The organism is Streptomyces sp. NPDC045899, assembly GCF_056431485.1.
In genome coordinates, this window is sequence record NZ_JBWKKP010000001.1 from 256166 (window position 1) to 272466 (window position 16301).

Sequence of the window (16301 nt, forward strand, 5' to 3'; positions counted from 1 at the left end):
ACGCCAACGCAGCAGGGAGAAGCCGGACATGACCGACGAGGCCGTGACAAGCCCCTCACGCCGCGCCCTGATCGGCTGGGGAGGCGCCGGGCTCGCGCTCGGCGCCGCGGCCGCCGGGGGTACGGCGGTCGCCCTGGGCGGCGGTGACGGGGACACCACCCGTACGGTGGCGGACAGCGGGGCCGCGGTGCCCTTCTACGGCGCGCACCAGGCGGGTATCGCCACCGCGGTCCAGGACCGGCTGCACTTCGCGGCCTTCGACGTCACCACCGACGACCGTGACGCGCTGATCGCGATGCTCAAGGAGTGGACGAAGGCCGCCGCCCGGATGACCCAGGGCCACTCCGTCGGCGGCGGCGCGGTCAGCGACCTGGCGGAGGCCCCGCCGGACGACACCGGTGAGGCGCTCGGCCTCAAGGCGTCCCGGCTCACCCTCACCATCGGCTTCGGACCGGGGCTGTTCGAGGACAAGAAGGGCAAGGACCGGTTCGGTCTCGCCGGGCGCCGCCCCGAGGCGCTGATCGACCTGCCCGCCTTCCCCGGGGACAATCTCGACGCGGCCCGCAGCGACGGCGATCTGTGCGTCCAGGCGTGTGCCGACGATCCGCAGGTGGCGGTGCACGCCATCCGCAACCTCGCCCGGATCGGCATGGGCACGGTCGCCATCCGCTGGTCCCAGCTGGGCTTCGGCAAGACGTCCTCGACCACGCCCGAGGCCCAGACCCCGCGCAACATGATGGGCTTCAAGGACGGCACCCGGAACATCCCGGGCACCGACGACGCGGCGCTGAAGAAGCATGTGTGGGTCGGCGAGAAGGCGGGCCCCGACTGGCTGGTGGGCGGCTCCTACCTGGTGGCCCGGCGCATCCGGATGCACATCGAGACCTGGGACCGTACCTCGCTCAAGGAGCAGGAGGACATCTTCGGCCGGGACAAGGGCGAGGGCGCGCCCTACGGCAAGCAGCGCGAACGGGACGAGCCCAACCTCAAGGCGATGCTGCCCGACGCCCATGTCCGGCTGGCCCATCCGGACTCCAACGGCGGGGCACGGCTGCTGCGCCGCGGCTACTCCTTCACCGACGGCACCGACGGTCTGGGACGGCTGGACGCCGGACTGTTCTTCCTCGCCTACCAGCACGATGTGCGCGACGGGTTCGTACCGGTGCAGCGCAACCTGGCGCGGACGGACGCGCTCAACGAGTACATCCAGCACGTGGGTTCGGCGCTGTTCGCCGTTCCGCCGGGCGTCCGCGACAAGGACGACTGGTGGGGCCGGGCGCTGTTCTCCTGAGGGACTCTGCGAGAGGAAGGCGAACCCCGTGTTCGGCAACTATCTGATCGGTCTGCGCGAAGGGCTCGAAGCCAGTCTGGTCGTGTGCATCCTGGTGGCCTATCTGGTCAAGACCGGGCGGCGGGACGCGCTGCGGCCGGTCTGGCTGGGGATCGGCGCCGCGGTGGCGCTCAGCCTGTCCTTCGGCGCGGCGCTGGAGTTCGGTTCGCAGGAGCTGACCTTCGAGGCGCAGGAGGCGCTGGGCGGTTCGCTGTCCATCATCGCGGTCGCCCTGGTGACCTGGATGGTCTTCTGGATGCGGCGCACCGCCCGCCATCTGAAGGCCGAACTGCACGGCAAGCTGGACGCCGCGCTGGCGATGGGCACCGGTGCGCTGGTGGTCACCGCGTTCCTGGCGGTGGGCCGGGAAGGTCTGGAGACCGCGCTGTTCATCTGGACCGCGGTCCGGGCGGGCAACAGCGGTGCCACGGATCCGCTGCTCGGCGCGGTGCTGGGGCTGTTGACCGCGGTGGTACTGGGCTGGCTGTTCTACCGGGGCGCGCTGCGGATCAACCTGGCGAAGTTCTTCACCTGGACCGGCGGGATGCTGATCGTGGTGGCCGCCGGGGTGCTGGCGTACGGCTTCCACGACCTCCAGGAGGCCGAGTTCGTCCCCGGCCTGGCCGACCGGGCGTTCGACATCAGTGAGACCGTCCCGCCGGACTCCTGGTACGGCACCCTGCTCAAGGGCGTGTTCAACTTCCAGCCGGACCCGACCTGGGTCCAGGTCACGGTGTGGCTGCTGTATCTGGTCCCCACGCTGGCGTTCTTCTTCTCCCCCGGTAGGGTGTCGCCGTCCGTACGCGCCCCGAAGGAGCAGGAGCCCCATGACACCCAGGCCACCCCGTCGGCGGAAGGCGGTTCGGACGGCCGCGGTGGTGCTGGCGCTGGGGACGGCGCTGACCGGGTGCATGACGGTGCACGGCGAGCGGGAGAACATCCCGTCGGTGGACAGGGCTGAGGCGCCCGAGGCGCTCAAGCGGTTCACCGACACCTACAACAAGGCGTACCGCGAGCTGGACCCGTCGCTGGCCGGTCAGGTCGAGACGGGTCCGCTCGAGGCCATGACCACCGCGGACCTGAAGGCCCAGCACGCCAACAAGCCGGAGGGGAACCCCGGGTTCCGCTCGCTGGAGCTGACCGGGGCCCGTTACCGGATCCCGAAGCAGGTGGGCTGGCCCAAGTTCTTCGTGGCGGACACCGACAGCAACCGGGACGACAACCGCTGGCTGTTCGTGTTCACCCGGGCGGGTGCGGACGAGCCGTGGAAGGCGGCGTACCTGTCCATCCTCAGCCAGGACGAGGTACCGGACCTGGCGACCGACAAGGACGGCTGGGCGCGGCCGGTGGCGGTCCGGGGCCCGGCGCGGGAACTGGCGGTCCGGCCGGACCGGTTGAGCGCCGAGTACACCGGCTACCTGATGACGGGCAAGGGCGACACCTTCGCCGACGGCCAGGCGACGTCCTCGATGCGGGCCACGCGGAAGAAGTTCCTGCGCACGCCGAAGTTCTGGACCGAGTACATCGACACCCCGGCGCAGGGCGGCCGTTACGCCCCGGTGGGGCTGCGCACCCAGGACGGCGGGGCACTGGTGTTCTTCAGCTCCCACCACCGTCAGAAGCAGACGATGGCCAAGGGGTTCCGGCCCAACCCCGACGCGCAGATCAAGGCGCTGATGACGGGTGAGGCGAAGAAGGCGGTGACGCTGACCCGGATCTCGGAGGCCGCGGTACGGGTCCCGGCGAAGGACGCCGCGGACCCCAAGGTGGTGTTCCTCAACCGGCTGGAGGGTGTGACGGCGGCCAAGGGCGAGTGACGCGCCGGCCGCGCGCCCGTGTTCCTCCCGCCCGCCAGGTCGTGTCGTTCGGATCTTCGTGGATCAGGCCGCGGCGTCCGGTGCCGGGCATCGCACGGCGGATGGTCGTCCTCGTACGGGGCGTACCCGGATGAGCCCGACAACGCGGCGAGGCGCGGTGCCAGGCGTCGCGGGCCCACGAAGACCGGCAGGACAGGGCCTACCGGCCCATCGGCCAGGCGGCGTGGTCGTGGTCGTGGTTCTCACCGACGAACCGGGCGCAGGCGTCGGTCAGCGTCTCCAGCAGCGACAGCGGATCGGGCAGCGGCCGCTCCGGCCCGAGCAGCCAGCCCACATGGCCGTCCCCCGGCAGCCGCGCGGGCGGTACCAGGACGTAGCTGCCGCGGCAGTGCCAGCGCAGCCCGGGGTGCTCGTCCATGGTCTCGGGGTGGCAGTCCAGCTCGCACGGCCACCACTCGTCCTCGTCGTCCGGGGTGCCGCGGGTGGCCGTGAAGAACAGCATCCGGCCCTGCTGGAGATCGGCGCTGCTGGTGGCGACGGGTCCGATCTCGATCCCGGCCTCGCCGAGCACCTCCATGGCCTGCCGTCCGGCGTCCGCGGGGACGTCGAGCACATCGTGGACGATGCCGGTGGCGGTGATGAAGTTGGCCTGCGGATCGGCGCGCAGCCATCCGGCGACCTTGTCCGGGTCGGTGCTGGCCTGGGTCTGCCAGGCGAAGGAGACGGGGTGGCGGGCCGGGGTGGGACAGCCGATGCGGTCACAGGAACAGCCGTAGCCGGACGGATGGGCGGCCGTCGCGAGCGGGAATCCCGCGGCGGCGGCGGCCATGAGCAGGTCCTCGCGGACGCCCCCGGCGCCCGCTCCCGTGCCGGTATCGCCGCCCGATCCGCTCCTCGGCCGACGCAGCCACTGGGAGAACCTGCCCTTGCGTTCCATCTACCGCCTCGCTTCACCGCCGGTACCGGCGGTACGGCCGGTACCCGATCAATGCTGCCACCATCCTGCTCCCGAGGGGGCCGGTGTCCGCATCCGGGGTACGGGAGGGACCCACGTCCGGGTGCTGATATCAGGGCATAACGGATGTCTCGCCCTTAGCGTTCCGTCTATGATCACCAGGCGCTTTGTGACCGGTATGGCGGTTCTCACCCTGTCGATACCGGTGGCCCTCGCGGCCCATCCCGCCACGCGGCCCTCAGCGCGCCGCCCCGCCCCACTGACCAGCGTCCCGCTCCCGGAGGCGATACGTCCGGCCCGGCCCTCCCGGGCGGTCGTCTACACCGCCCACCGCGGCGGCGCCCTCGAAGAACCCGAGAACAGCATGTCCGGGCTGACCGCCGCCTTCGCCCGGCGGCACGCGCAGGTCCTGGACTTCGACACCCGCATGCTGGGGGACGGCACGCTGGTGGTGATCCACGACGCGACGCTGGACCGTACGACGGACCACACCGGCCCCGTGAAGAACCTCACCGCCGCCGACTGGCAGTCCGTACGGCTGCGCCCCGACCCCGCCCTCCCCGGCAGCTGGCGGCCCGAGCGGCCGCCCACCGTCGCCGAGGCGCTGGACCGCTTCGGCGGCCGGACCACGCTGATGGTCGAGGCCAAGGACCCGGAGAGCCTGCCGCGGCTGGCCCGGATGATCCGCGAGCGGGGGCTGGTCCGCTCGGTCTTCGTCAACACCAACCGTCCCGAGGTGGCCCGGCAGGCCCATGGCCTGGGCGTACGGACCCAGCTGTGGCGGTCCGCCCGCCAGATGACCACCGACCGGCCGCGCGACTGGCGCGGCTTCGTCGAACTGCTGGACGTGGACTACAAGGCGCGCGACGCCGATGTACGGCGCGCCGTCGCCTCGGGCATCCGCCGGGTCTGGGCGCACACCGTGAACACCCCCGGCCAGCGGGACCGGATGCTGCGGCTGGGCTGCGACGGCATCATCACCGACGCGCCGCAGCGGCTGGGCACCCCTCCGCCGCCGATCCGGGCCTCCGCCGGATGGACGGCCGGGCGCGCGGCACCGGGCGGACCGGCGCCTAGCGCACGGTGATCCCGCGCAGGGCCATCTCGACCACGGCGTCGCCGTACTCATGGGTCAGCGGCAGGGTGCGCAGCAGCCAGCGGTGGGCCAGCGGCCCGACGATCAGCTCCAGGGCGATCCGCGGATCGACCGCGGGATCCACCTGCCCGGCGTCCTGCGCGGCCCGCAGCCGGGTCACATAGAGCTGGAGCTGCGGCTCCAGCGCCCGGCGGACGAACTCGGCGCCCAACTCGGCATTGATCACGCTCTCGGCGGCCAGGGCGCGCGACGGGGCGTCGTAGCCGGGCGCGTTCAGCTCGTCCACCGTCGCCCGCACCACCGCCTTCAGATCCGCCTCCAGGTCCCCGGTGTCGGGGATCTCGTATGTGTCCTCGCCGCCCGCCTCCCGGGCGGCCCGCTCGCCGAGCGCCACGAAGGCGTCGAGCAGCACCGCGGCCTTCGAGGGCCACCAGCGGTAGATGGTCTGTTTGCCGACCCCGGCGCGGGCGGCGATGGCCTCGATGGTGAGCTTGGGATAGCCCACCTCGCCGACGAGTTCGATGGCGGCGTCGAGGATCGCGCGGTGCGAGCGCTGGCTGCGGCGGGTGGCGTCAGGGGCTGCTTTGTCGGCCATGGCGCCAATCTATCGAAGGACTCGGGTGAATCGAACCGATACGTATCGTCTCGCACTCGGCCGGGCCCTTCCGGCCGGTAGAATCCGCCCAATGCACGCCCCTCACCCCGCCCCCGCCGACGAGACGCTGCGCACCGCGCTCGCCGGGCTCCTCGACGGACTGCCGCCCCGCCAGGCGGCGCGGGCGGTCGAGCGGCTGATCGCCAACTACCGGGGCCGCACCCCCACCGACGCGCCCGTGCTGCGCGACCGCTCCGATGTCGCCGCGTACGCCGCCTACCGGATGCCCGCGACCTTCGAGGCGGTCCGCGCCGCCCTCGCCGCGTTCCGCGCCCGGGTCCCCGACTGGACCCCGGCCTCGCATATCGACATCGGCGGCGGCACCGGCGCGGCGAGCTGGGCGGTCGCCGCCGCCTGGCCGGACGGCGGCCACACCACCACCGTGCTGGACTGGGCCGAGCCCGCCCTCGCCCTCGGCCGTGAACTGGCCGGCCAGGCGGACTCCGAGGCCCTGCGCGGCGCCCGGTGGCAGCGACGGGCCATCGGCGACGGCCTCGCCCTCCCCGACCCGACGGACCTCGTCACCGTCTCGTATGTGCTCGGCGAACTGACCGAGGCCGACCGGCACGCCGTCGTCGACGAGGCCGCGCGCACCGCGCGGGCCGTGGTGCTGGTCGAACCGGGCACCCCCGACGGCTTCGCCCGCGTCCGTGAGGCCCGCGACCGGTTCACCACCGCGGGGCTGACCCTGGTCGCCCCCTGCCCGCACGGCTCGGCCTGCCCCATCGAACCCGGCGCCGACTGGTGCCACTTCGCCGCCCGGGTCAGCCGCTCCTCCCTGCACCGCCAGGTCAAGGGCGGCTCACTGCCGTACGAGGACGAGAAGTTCAGCTATGTGGCCGCGGTCCGCTTCCCCGCCGCGCCGGCCCCGTCGCGGGTGACCCGCCATCCGCAGATCCGCAAGGGCCAGGTGCTGCTGGACCTGTGCACCGCGGACGAGGGGCTTACCCGCCGGACCGTCACCAAGCGCCACGGCCCCCTCTACCGCGCGGCCCGCGACACCGTGTGGGGCGACAGCTGGCCGCCCGCCGAGGACTGACGGCCCCCCGGCCGGGGCCAGGTCACCGGCACGGGCCAGGTCACCGGCCGTCCCCCTCCCCGTCATCCCGCACGGCTCGCGCCAGGGCCGTCGCCGCGGCCGCCCTCGGGCGGTTGTCGGCGGGGCGGCGGCGGGGGTGGACGGTGTTGGCCAGCAGGATCAGATAGGAGTCGGTGGCGGGGTCCAGGACCAGACTGGTGCCGGTGAACCCGGTGTGGCCCGCCGCGCCCCGGCCCGCCAACTCCCCCATGAACCACGGCTGGTCGATCTCGAAGCCCAGACCCGGCGCGGTCAGCATCAGCTCCACCGACGCCGGGGAGAGCAGCGGGCCGCCGCCGCGCAGCAGGGCGCGGCACAGCGCGGCGAGGTCATCGGCGGTGGCGAAGAGTCCGGCGTGGCCAGCGACCCCGCCCAGCGCGTAGGCGTTCTCGTCGTGGACCGTGCCCCGCACCATGCCCCGGTCCAGTTTGCCCCAGGGGCGCCGCTGGTCCTCGGTCGCGGCGATCCGCGGCAGCCAGGAGGCGGGCGGGCGGAAGCGGGTGGAGGTCATACCGAGGGGAGCGGTGACGGTGTCGTGGACCAGCCGGTCCAGGGGTTCGTCCGCGGCCCCCTCCAGCACCGCCTGGAGCAGCAGGAAGTTGAGGTCGGAGTAGCGGCGCGCGGTGCCGGGCGGGGTGGCCGGGGGCTCGGCGGCCAGCCGGGCCCGCCGCTCCTCGTCGGAGCCGCACTCGTACAGGGGGAGCTCGGGGACCAGGCCCGAGGTGTGGGTGAGCAGCTGCCGCACCGTGATGCCGTGCTCGGCGGCGGTGAACCGCGGGGCGTACGCGGCGACGGGCGCGTCCAGCTCGATCCGTCCGCGTTCGACCGCCCGCACCGCCAGGATCGTGGTGAACAGTTTGGTGAGCGAGGCGAGGTCGAAGACGGTGTCGGTGCGCACCGGCTCCCACCGCTCGCGCGGCAGCTCCCGGTCATGGGCCGCGTGGCGCACCGCCCAGCCGGACGCCTCGAGGACCAGCGGCTCCGGATCCGATCCGGTCCCGGCGGCCACGACCACCCCGGCGCACCACGGGTGCTCCCCCTCGGGGAGCGCCGCCACGTCCCGGACCAGCCGGGACAGTGCGCGGTCACGTCCGGGGTCGAGGTCCGCCTCGCTGCTGGTCGCCACGGACGGCAGGGTACGCGTCCGGCCCGGGGCGGGGCCGGACGCGTACCGTCAGCGCGTTCGCGGGGGCGTCAGACGGAGTGCAGACCGGGGTTCCCGGCCTCGGTGACGAACGACGCCGCCGTGGTGAGCGGCGCGCCCGGGGTGGTGACCTTGGCGACCGTCTTGTAGTCGGCTCGGGCCTGCCGCTCGTCCAGCGTGACCGTCACATAGCCGCGCCGGCCGTTGTAGAACTTCATATGCGGGTTGGCCGCCATGTAGGTGGACCAGTTGTCCGGCTTGTCCGCGCCGTCCTTCCCGCTGGTGAGGGAGGTGCCCACGAACTCCACGCCCACGGTGCGGGAGTCGGGCTTGTCGAAGTCCTCCTTGATGTCGAAGGCGTAGTGGACATGGACGTCACCGGTGAGGACGACGAGGTTCTCCACCCCCGCCTGCTCGACACCGGCGAGGATCCGGTCGCGGGAGGCCGGGTAGCCGTCCCAGGAGTCCATGGAGAGCTTGGAGCGTGCGGCGGTGGTGTTCTTCCGCTGGGAGAAGGTGACCTGCTGCGGAAGGACGTTCCAGGTGGCCCGGGAGCGGCGGAAGCCGTCGAGCAGCCAGCGTTCCTGGGCCCCGCCGGTGAGGGTGCGGGCCGGGTCCGCGGAGTCGGGCCCGGGGTACTGCCAGCCGTCTCCGTACGCCTGGTTGGAGCGGTACTGGCGGGTGTCGAGGATGTCGAACTGGGCGAGCCTGCCGTAGTGGAAACGGCGGTAGAGCCGCATATCGGGGCCATCGGGCTGCTGCGGCATGCGCAGCGGCATGTTCTCCCAGTACGCGCGGTACGCGGCGGCCCGGCGGACCAGGAACTCCTCCGACGGGCTGTCGTTCTCGTCCACGTCGTCGGCGTAGTTGTTCTCGGTCTCGTGGTCGTCCCAGGTGACGTACCAGGGGAAGGCGGCGTGGGCGGCCTGGAGGTCCTCGTCGGTCTTGTAGAGCGCGTAGCGCAGCCGGTAGTCCTCGAGGGTGACGGTCTCGGTGTTGAAGACCGCGGGCAGGCGGCGGTCGGTGTAGTTGCGGGCGCCGCCGGAGGCGTTGACGGCGTACTCGTAGTGGTAGTCGCCGACGTGGAAGACGGCGTCGAGGTCCTCGTCGGCGAGGTGGCCGAGGGCGGTGAAGTAGCCGTCGTGGTACGCCTGGCAGGAGGCCAGACCGAACCGCATCTCACGGATCCGGGCCCCGGCGGAGGGAGTGGTGCGGGTGCGGCCGACCGGGCTGGTCCACTTGCCGGCGCGGAAGCGGTACCAGTAGACGCGGTCGGGTTCGAGACCCTTGGCGTCCACGTGCAGGGTGTAGTTGAACTCGGCGTGCGCGACGGCCGTGCCGCGCCGGGCGATCCGCTTGAAGTGCTCGTCGCGGGCGATCTCGTAATGGACCGTGAGGGTGCCGTGCTCGGGCAGTCCGTTGCCCGGCTCATAGGGGCGGGGCGCCAGTCTGGTCCACAGCACGACGGCGTCCGGCAGGGCATCGCCGGAGGCCACGCCGAGGGTGAAGGGGTCGTCGGTGAGCGAGTGCGAGGACACCTGCGCGGCCTGGGCGCTGGGCAGGTTGGTGGTGAACGCGAGTGCGGCGGCGGCACCGGTTGCGGTGAGGAAGCGGCGGCGGCCCAGCAGTGCTGCCGCGGCTCGTATCGCCCGCTGGTGCGAGTCGTGTGCCATGTGCTCTCCCCTGGCTCGTGGCGTCAGAGGAATTGGAGTGTCGGGGAGCGGCGGGGTGTTTGCCCGCACACAACATGTACATGGCCACCGGATGAGGACCGTTGCCGGAAGGGGCGTTTGACGCAATCCGCCGCCGTCGCCACCGGCTGACGTTTCATCAGAACGATGAGCCGGAGCAGGAGATGACGGTGGAGACGGGGCGAACGGTGCGGGATGCGCGGAAAGCGACGCAGGGGACGGGCGGAAGGCCGTAAGCCGGTCGCGAGGGAGGGGCGATGGATCGTCACCCGTCGTAGATATCCAGGGATTTGAGTAGATAATGTGAAGAAGATGTAAATTCACCCCTTTAGTCCAGCGACCATCTCCTTCCGGCCCGGGGTGTTCCACGGCGGCTGTGTATGGCATGGTCTTCCCACCGTCCCCACTGGCCCCATCACCCCGCTCGCGCCTCCCTTTTCACTTCGCCATCCGACCGAAAAGAGACGCCATGCGTTCTCTGCCGCTCACCCTGGCCGCCCGTCTGGTGCCCGTGGCCGTGCTCGCCGCCGCGGGCGTGGCCATGACCGCCCCGGGTGACTCGGACGCGCGGCCCCAGCAGGCCGGGGCCTCGCCGAAGCCCTCGGCCACGGCCACGGCCACGGCCTCCGCCCCCGGTGCCGCCGTCGAGCAGCGCCGCTATCCGGCCGCGCCCGCCAAACCGTGCGCGGCCGTCCCCGCGGCGATGGTGAAGAAGCTGGTACCCGGTGCCCTGACGGCCGGGAACGAGCTGCGGACCAGCGATGTCTCGCGCCGCACCGGCTGCTCCTGGCACGCCCTCGACGACTACGACTACCGCTGGCTGGACATCGCCTTCGACGTCACGGGCGGCTCCGGCGGCGGGGCGCGGGGTCCGGAGGGCGCCGAACCGCTCTCCGGCCTCGGCAAGCAGGCGTGGATCGGCCAGGAGCTCACCACCGAGGACGGCCAGAAGGTGCGCGAGGCCGTGGTCACCGTCCGGATGGCCAACGCCACGGTCACGGTGACGTACAACGGCAGCGACTTCGGCGACCGCGGGGCACCCTCCGCCACGGTGATCCGCGAGGGCGCGGTCGGCGCCGCCAAGCAGGCGATGACCGCCCTCGACGGCTGAAGCCGCCGGCTCCGCCCTTCGCGCGTCGCTCGATGAACATCGGCTGTACGGAAGTGGCCACTTCGGTGAACGGCTACGATCGCGGGAATCGTCGCCGAGCCCTGGAGTCCCGCCGTGCCCGAACCCCGCCTGGGTGTCGCCATCCTGACCATGGGCAACCGGCCCCGCGAGGTGGCGGCGCTCCTGGAGTCGGTGGACCGGCAGGACGTACCGGCGACCCGCGTCGTGGTCGTCGGCAACGGCTCCCCGCTCCCGGAGCTCCCCGCACATGTGACCGCCGTCGAACTGGACGAGAACCTGGGTGTCTCCGGCGGGCGCAACGTGGCGCTGCGGCGGCTGCGGGAGTTCGGTGACGTCGATGTGGTGATCGACCTCGATGACGACGGACTGCTGGTCGACCCCGGGGTGTTCCGTACGGTGCGCGATCTGTACGCGGCCGATCCCCGGCTGGGCATCGTGAGCTTCCGCATCGCCGACGAGCACGGGGAGACCCAGCGTCGGCACGTCCCCCGGCTGCGCGCCTCGGACCCGATGCGCGGCGGTGAGGTGACCACCTTCCTCGGCGGTGGCCACGCCCTGTCGATGCCGATGCTGGAGCGGATCGGCGGCTGGCCGGACGCGTTCTTCTTCACCCACGAGGAGACCGACCTCGCCTGGCGGGCGCTGGACGACGGCTGGTCCGTGCGGTACGTGCCCGAGCTGCTGCTCCAGCACCCCAGGACCTCCCCCGCCCGGCACGCGGTCTACTACCGGATGACCGCGCGCAACCGGGTCTGGCTGGCCCGCCGCCATCTGCCGCTGCCGCTGGTCCCGCTCTACCTGGGGAGCTGGACGCTGCTCACCCTGGCGCGCACCCGCGCCCTGGACGGGCTGCGGGCATGGGCGGGCGGGTTCGCGGAGGGGGTCCGCACCCCGTGCGGCACCCGGCGCCCGATGCGCTGGCGCACGGTGTGGCGGATGACCCGGCTGGGCCGTCCGCCGGTGATCTGACGGTCCCGCGGGGGCGGGCGGTCAGGCCCGCACACCGATCCCCAGGGCGGGGAAGACCGAGGACTCCAGGAAGCGGGTGAGGTAGGGGGTATCGGCCTGCCGCCCCTCCAGCAGCGGGCGCACCCGCATCGCGCCGATCAGCTGGGTCGGGACGAACTCGGTCGCCGCGTTCTCCCCGTCGACCTCCCCGCGCTCCACTCCCCTGCGGACCATCGCCCGGATCGCCGCCACCTCGTGCTCGATCAGCGCCGACCGCAGCGCCTCCAGCAGCTCGGGGTCGTGCAGCGCGGCGTGGCCGACCGCGTACATCAGCTTGGTGTCCGCGCCGCACACGGATCCGGCGACCTCGGCGACCGCGCGCAGATCGCCCTCCAGGGAGCCGGTGTCGATGCCCTCCAGGGCGAGCCGCCGGTTGCCGGACCGCAGCGCGGCGACGACCAGCTGCGGTTTGGAGTTCCACTGGCGGTAGAGCGTGGAACGGCTGGAGCGGGTGCGGGCCGCGACGCCCTCGATGGTGAGCGCCTCGTATCCGCCCTCCTGGAGCAGATCGAGCACCGCCGTGTAGAACTCCTGCTCCCGCTCGGGAGTGATCTTCGAACGGCGCTGCGGCGTCGCCGTGGTCTCCGACGGCATGAGTGTCCTCCTCGGATTCCCCGGGTCTCCCGGCTGCCCCTGCTCCGCAGTGTACCGAGACATCGACGTACCGATACAGCCCTGTACCGATACACCCGTGAACCGGTACACTCTCGTTTCGGTACAGTCGTGTACCGATAGGAACCCGGGCCATGGAGGCCGGGCGGCCGGGAGGAGCGGCGGATGGACCCCACGCTGATAGCCGTCGTACTCGCGCTCGCCTCCGCCGTGGCCTACGCGACCGCCGCCGTCGCCCAGGAGCGGCTCGCGGGCCGGGACCGCCGGGCCGGAATCGCCGGGCTGCTGCTGTGCGGCGCCTGGTGGGGAGCGGTCGGGCTGACCGTGACCGGTGCGTTGCTGCACGTCGCGGCGTTGAAGTACGGACCGCTCACCCTCGTCCAGCCGCTGGGCGCGCTCACCCTGGTCGCGGCCGTGCCGCTGGGCGCACGGCTCGCGGGCCGACGGGTGCTGCGGACCGAGTGGCGCGGCACCGCGCTCGCCCTCCTGGGCCTCGGCGCCCTGCTGCCGGTCACCGGTGGCGCCGCGCCGGACGACACGCTCGCGCTGTCCGAGTCCCTGTCGGTGGCGGCGGTCGTACTGGTCCTGATCGCCCTGCTCACCCGGTCCGGCCGGGAGGCGCGCGGCCGGGGCCTGCGGTTCGCCGCCGCGTCCGGTGTCGCCTCCGGCGTCGCCTCGGCGCTCACCCAGACCCTCACGGTCGCGCTCACCGCCCGCACCGGGACCGCCGTGCTGTCCTGGCCGGTCCTGGCGGTGGCCGTCCTGGTCGCGGCGTTCGCGGTGAGCGGTCTGCTGCTCTCCCAGAGCGCGTACGCGGGCGGCGGCCTCGGCGCCCCGCTGGCCACCCTGACCCTCGCCAACCCGGTGGCCGCCGCGGCCATCGGGATCGCTCTGCTCGGCGAACGCCTCCACGGCGGCCCGGCCGGTACCGTCCTCGCCCTCGCGGGCGCCGCGGCGGCGGCCCACGGTGTGGTCCTGCTCTCCCGCACCCAGCAGCCGACCGAACCGGCCCCGGCCACCGCCGCGCCGCGCCCGGCCGATGCCGCGCCGCGTCCGGCCGGGGCGGCTGCCCTGCCGCCGGTCGCCGCGACGGTGCCGGTGATGGTCCCGGTGATGGTTCCGGCCACCCGCCCGGACCCGGTGGCCGCGCGGGCGTCCCGCCACCGCGACGCCACCTACCCGGTACTGCTCTCCGGCGTCCCGGCCCCGGGCATCCTCGCCCCCCTCGCCGCCATCCTCCCCGCCCTGCCGGAGACCGCTGCCGCGCTCCCCGACGAACCGGGCGCCGAGGGGCTGGCCCTCACCCCGGGCTGAAGCCCCACGGGCTGAAACCCCGCGCCCGCGGCCGCCCCCTCGGTACGATCCGGTCACCGATCACTTCCGAGGGGGCACGGATGACGGTCGACGGGCGGCCACCGCTGGTCTTCATCTCCTACGCGCACGAGGACGACGGCGGCGTCCACCGCGAACGGGTGCGCACCCTGTGGCGGCTGCTGTGCGCCCAGGGGGTCGACGCCCGGCTCGACCTCCTGGCCGCCGAGTCCCCGCAGGACTGGGGCGTATGGATGATGCACCGCTGTCAGGAGGCCGACCACGTCCTCGTCATCGCCTCCCCGGCGTACAAGCGCCGGGCCGAAGTCCGGGAGGAGCCCGGCACCGGACTCGGGGTGGCCTGGGAGGCGGCGCTGCTGCGTGCCGAGGTGCACGGCGACCCGCACGGCTGGTTCCGCCGCATCCTGCGCGTGGTCCTGCCCGGCGGCAGCGCCGGCGACCTCCCCGCCTTCCTGGGCGGCGGCGCCGTCACCACGTACCGGATCGACCCGCTGACCGCCGCCGGGGCGGAGACACTGCTGCGCTATCTGCACGGCCTCCCCTACGAACGGCCCCCCGCCATCGGCCCGGTGCCGCACCTGCCTCCGCGGCCGTCCCAAGAGCCGACGTGACGTCAGTTCTGTCATTACGCTGGAGGCGGGAAAGGACGGTGCGGCGTTGGCGGGAACGGGGGGCGGGGCGCGGCCGGAGGAGCCGGTGGCGCGCCCCAGGGTGTTCGTCTCCTACGCCTGCGAGGAGACCGACGGACAGGATCACCGCGACCGGGTGCGGGAGTTGTGCCGGGTGCTCCGGGCCTCGGGGGTCGAGGCGCGCTGGGACGGCCCGGCCGCCGAGAGCCCGCGGGACTGGGGCCGCTGGCGGCACGAGGAGTCCCGGGACGCGCAGTTCGTGGTGGTGATCGCCTCCGCCGCCTACCGGCGGTTCGTCGAGGAGGCGCGGCCCGCCAGGGACGGCACCGGTGTGCCGATCGAAGCCGGTTATCTGCGGAGTTACGTCGAGGACAATCCCCGGACCTGGTACGAACGGGTGCTGCTCATCGTGCTGTCCGGGGACAGCACGGAGGACTTCCCGGAGTTCCTGGCCGGGCGGGCGGTGACCCGCTACCCCATCGACACGATCGACCCGGCGGGCTGCGAGACGCTGCTGCGTTATCTGCACGGCGCCCCGTGGGAGGACCCGCCGCCCGTCGGTCCCCCGCCCCCGCTGCCCCCGCGCGCCCCGGCCGACGATCTCGTCGGCGCCCTGGGCCGTCAGGCGTGGCTGGAGCTCGAAGTGATCCTGGGTGAGCTGCCCGTGTCGCGCTGTCCCGGGCACGAGGAGGCGTACCGGTGGGCGTTCGGCCCACCGGGCAGTCCCGAGGCCGCCGCGGCCCCCTCACCCGACGGCGGACGGGACCTGTTCGGACTGGCACGGACGCTCGGGGAGTTGCACCACCGGCCGGGCTCGGTGCCCAAGACCGTGGCCTTCGTCCACGCGTTGGCGGCCGGGCTCGCGGCGGGCGAGGACCCCGCGGACCGCAAACTGGCCGCGGACCTGACCTGCTGGACGGGCCGGGTGGTGGCCGGTCACGGCCTGCCCCCGCTGCCCGCACCGCCGGAACCGGTCCGGGCGACGGCCGTTCTCACGGTACGGCTCGACCAGGACCCGCAGGACGCCGGTCTCTTCTACGCGGAGGTCTGGCTGCGCACCGGGGGCTGGCGGCGGCTGGAGCCCGCGGACGGGACCTCCGGGCCGCGCCGGGTGACCCTCGAGGACACCCGGCTGCTGCTGGAGGACTGTCTGCGCCGGCTGCCGGCCCCGGAGCGGCGCGGACCGCGGCGGGCGGCCCCACGGCTGCACCGCATCGAATTCGCCGTCCCCGACGCCCTGCTGGACGCCGCCTTCGACCAGTGGCGGCTGCGGCCCGGCGCCCAGGAGCTCTGCCTGGGCAAGCGGTACGAGGTGGTGCTGCGCTGTCCGGACGCGCGGGGCCACGGGGATGTCGCGGCGCTGTGGTCGGACCGCTGGAACTGGCTGACCCAGGAAGGCGGTGACCACCGCAACGCCCTGGTGTGGCTGGACGGCGAGGACCTGGCCCGCGCCGAGGACCTGATGTACGAGTGGTGCGAGGAGCACCACCCGGTGTGTGTGGCGATGTCCGCGACCCCTGCCGGACCGGGCCGGCGGGCCGCGCTGGAGGCGGGTGTACCGGTGATCCTGTGGCTGCGGGACGGACCCGCCGGGAGCACCCCGCCGGTGGCACTGCGCGAGGTCCTGCCGGTCGGCGACGTCACCGAGCTGCCCCGCCTGGTCAAGAAGGCACGGCTGAAGGGGGATCCGGCCATCCGCTCGGACATCGCCCTGCTGTGGGACGACCCCGACCACGCCCTGGACACCCAGGCACTGACCGACACCCATCTGACCGCGTGACGAGGATCTGGCCGCCCCGCCCCGGGGGAGCCGGAGCGGAGG

Annotated in this window: 15 protein-coding genes; 10 read left to right on the forward strand and 5 right to left on the reverse strand. The window is 73.3% G+C overall.

Annotated features, from left to right (window positions below):
• Positions 1–28: 28 nt before the first annotated feature.
• The 3 genes from efeB to AC07FT_RS01165 are packed head-to-tail and all read left to right on the forward strand — an operon-like array spanning position 29 to position 3147.
• Entirely contained in the window at positions 29–1291 is a 1263-nt protein-coding gene (gene efeB / locus AC07FT_RS01155) for an iron uptake transporter deferrochelatase/peroxidase subunit (RefSeq protein ID WP_479172968.1), read from the forward strand.
• Positions 1292–1319: 28 nt separating this feature from the next.
• The gene (gene efeU / locus AC07FT_RS01160; protein ID WP_479172970.1) at positions 1320–2291 is read left to right on the forward strand and encodes an iron uptake transporter permease EfeU; all 972 of its coding nucleotides are present in this window, start codon (positions 1320–1322) and stop codon (positions 2289–2291) included.
• Positions 2209–3147, forward strand: coding sequence for an SCO2278 family lipoprotein (locus tag AC07FT_RS01165; protein ID WP_479173363.1), 939 nt, complete (start codon positions 2209–2211; stop codon positions 3145–3147). The genes efeU and AC07FT_RS01165 overlap by 83 nt, the downstream gene beginning before the upstream one ends.
• Positions 3148–3346: 199 nt before the next feature.
• Here AC07FT_RS01165 and AC07FT_RS01170 read toward each other — a convergent pair whose 3' ends face one another.
• The gene (locus AC07FT_RS01170) at positions 3347–4084 is read right to left on the reverse strand and encodes a bifunctional DNA primase/polymerase (protein WP_471195349.1); all 738 of its coding nucleotides are present in this window, start codon (positions 4082–4084) and stop codon (positions 3347–3349) included.
• A gap of 169 nt (positions 4085–4253) precedes the next feature.
• Between AC07FT_RS01170 and AC07FT_RS01175 the strand changes: the two genes are divergently transcribed.
• Positions 4254–5189: a glycerophosphodiester phosphodiesterase gene (locus AC07FT_RS01175; RefSeq protein WP_479172972.1), complete on the forward strand. Its 936-nt coding sequence runs from the start codon at positions 4254–4256 to the stop codon at positions 5187–5189.
• Here the strand turns inward: AC07FT_RS01175 and AC07FT_RS01180 are convergent.
• Positions 5176–5793, reverse strand: a complete 618-nt coding sequence (locus tag AC07FT_RS01180) for a TetR/AcrR family transcriptional regulator (RefSeq protein WP_471195343.1) — start codon at positions 5791–5793, stop codon at positions 5176–5178. The two genes, AC07FT_RS01175 and AC07FT_RS01180, sit on opposite strands and share 14 nt — an antisense overlap.
• A gap of 91 nt (positions 5794–5884) precedes the next feature.
• On the opposite strand from AC07FT_RS01180, the gene AC07FT_RS01185 reads away from it, so the two are divergent.
• On the forward strand, positions 5885–6892 hold the full coding sequence (locus AC07FT_RS01185; protein WP_479172973.1) for a small ribosomal subunit Rsm22 family protein: 1008 nt from the start codon (positions 5885–5887) through the stop codon (positions 6890–6892).
• A gap of 40 nt (positions 6893–6932) precedes the next feature.
• On the opposite strand, the gene AC07FT_RS01190 is transcribed toward AC07FT_RS01185, so the two are convergent.
• Both AC07FT_RS01190 and AC07FT_RS01195 read right to left on the reverse strand, forming a co-directional pair.
• Complete coding sequence (locus tag AC07FT_RS01190; RefSeq protein WP_479172975.1) at positions 6933–8057, reverse strand: serine hydrolase domain-containing protein; 1125 nt, start codon at positions 8055–8057, stop codon at positions 6933–6935.
• Between the two features lie 68 nt (positions 8058–8125).
• Complete coding sequence (locus AC07FT_RS01195; RefSeq protein WP_471195337.1) at positions 8126–9748, reverse strand: alkaline phosphatase D family protein; 1623 nt, start codon at positions 9746–9748, stop codon at positions 8126–8128.
• 487 nt (positions 9749–10235) lie between these two features.
• Here AC07FT_RS01195 and AC07FT_RS01200 point away from each other — a divergent pair, with 487 nt between their 5' ends.
• Positions 10236–10877: a hypothetical protein gene (locus AC07FT_RS01200; protein WP_479172976.1), complete on the forward strand. Its 642-nt coding sequence runs from the start codon at positions 10236–10238 to the stop codon at positions 10875–10877.
• Between the two features lie 114 nt (positions 10878–10991).
• Positions 10992–11867 (forward strand): glycosyltransferase family 2 protein, encoded by an 876-nt coding sequence (locus AC07FT_RS01205; protein ID WP_479172977.1) that lies wholly within the window; start codon positions 10992–10994, stop codon positions 11865–11867.
• Between the two features lie 21 nt (positions 11868–11888).
• Here AC07FT_RS01205 and AC07FT_RS01210 read toward each other — a convergent pair whose 3' ends face one another.
• Positions 11889–12500 (reverse strand): TetR/AcrR family transcriptional regulator, encoded by a 612-nt coding sequence (locus tag AC07FT_RS01210; protein ID WP_254745770.1) that lies wholly within the window; start codon positions 12498–12500, stop codon positions 11889–11891.
• A 183-nt stretch (positions 12501–12683) separates the two neighbouring features.
• On the opposite strand from AC07FT_RS01210, the gene AC07FT_RS01215 reads away from it, so the two are divergent.
• The 3 genes from AC07FT_RS01215 (at position 12684) to AC07FT_RS01225 (ending at position 16259) form a co-directional block, all read left to right on the forward strand.
• The gene (locus AC07FT_RS01215) at positions 12684–13832 is read left to right on the forward strand and encodes a DMT family transporter (protein WP_479172979.1); all 1149 of its coding nucleotides are present in this window, start codon (positions 12684–12686) and stop codon (positions 13830–13832) included.
• An 80-nt stretch (positions 13833–13912) separates the two neighbouring features.
• Positions 13913–14461, forward strand: a complete 549-nt coding sequence (locus AC07FT_RS01220) for a toll/interleukin-1 receptor domain-containing protein (RefSeq protein ID WP_479172981.1) — start codon at positions 13913–13915, stop codon at positions 14459–14461.
• Between the two features lie 85 nt (positions 14462–14546).
• On the forward strand, positions 14547–16259 hold the full coding sequence (locus AC07FT_RS01225) for a VMAP-C domain-containing protein (protein WP_479172982.1): 1713 nt from the start codon (positions 14547–14549) through the stop codon (positions 16257–16259).
• Positions 16260–16301: the final 42 nt, after the last annotated feature.

Coding starts and splice junctions, on each gene's coding strand:
- efeB (WP_479172968.1), top strand. CDS start 29: ATGACCGACGAGGCCGTGACAAGCCCCTCACGCCGCGCCCTGATCGGC.
- AC07FT_RS01170 (WP_471195349.1), bottom strand. CDS start 4,084: ATGGAACGCAAGGGCAGGTTCTCCCAGTGGCTGCGTCGGCCGAGGAGC.
- AC07FT_RS01175 (WP_479172972.1), top strand. CDS start 4,254: ATGATCACCAGGCGCTTTGTGACCGGTATGGCGGTTCTCACCCTGTCG.
- AC07FT_RS01180 (WP_471195343.1), bottom strand. CDS start 5,793: ATGGCCGACAAAGCAGCCCCTGACGCCACCCGCCGCAGCCAGCGCTCG.
- AC07FT_RS01185 (WP_479172973.1), top strand. CDS start 5,885: ATGCACGCCCCTCACCCCGCCCCCGCCGACGAGACGCTGCGCACCGCG.
- AC07FT_RS01195 (WP_471195337.1), bottom strand. CDS start 9,748: ATGGCACACGACTCGCACCAGCGGGCGATACGAGCCGCGGCAGCACTG.
- AC07FT_RS01200 (WP_479172976.1), top strand. CDS start 10,236: ATGCGTTCTCTGCCGCTCACCCTGGCCGCCCGTCTGGTGCCCGTGGCC.
- AC07FT_RS01210 (WP_254745770.1), bottom strand. CDS start 12,500: ATGCCGTCGGAGACCACGGCGACGCCGCAGCGCCGTTCGAAGATCACT.
- AC07FT_RS01215 (WP_479172979.1), top strand. CDS start 12,684: ATGGACCCCACGCTGATAGCCGTCGTACTCGCGCTCGCCTCCGCCGTG.
- AC07FT_RS01220 (WP_479172981.1), top strand. CDS start 13,913: ATGACGGTCGACGGGCGGCCACCGCTGGTCTTCATCTCCTACGCGCAC.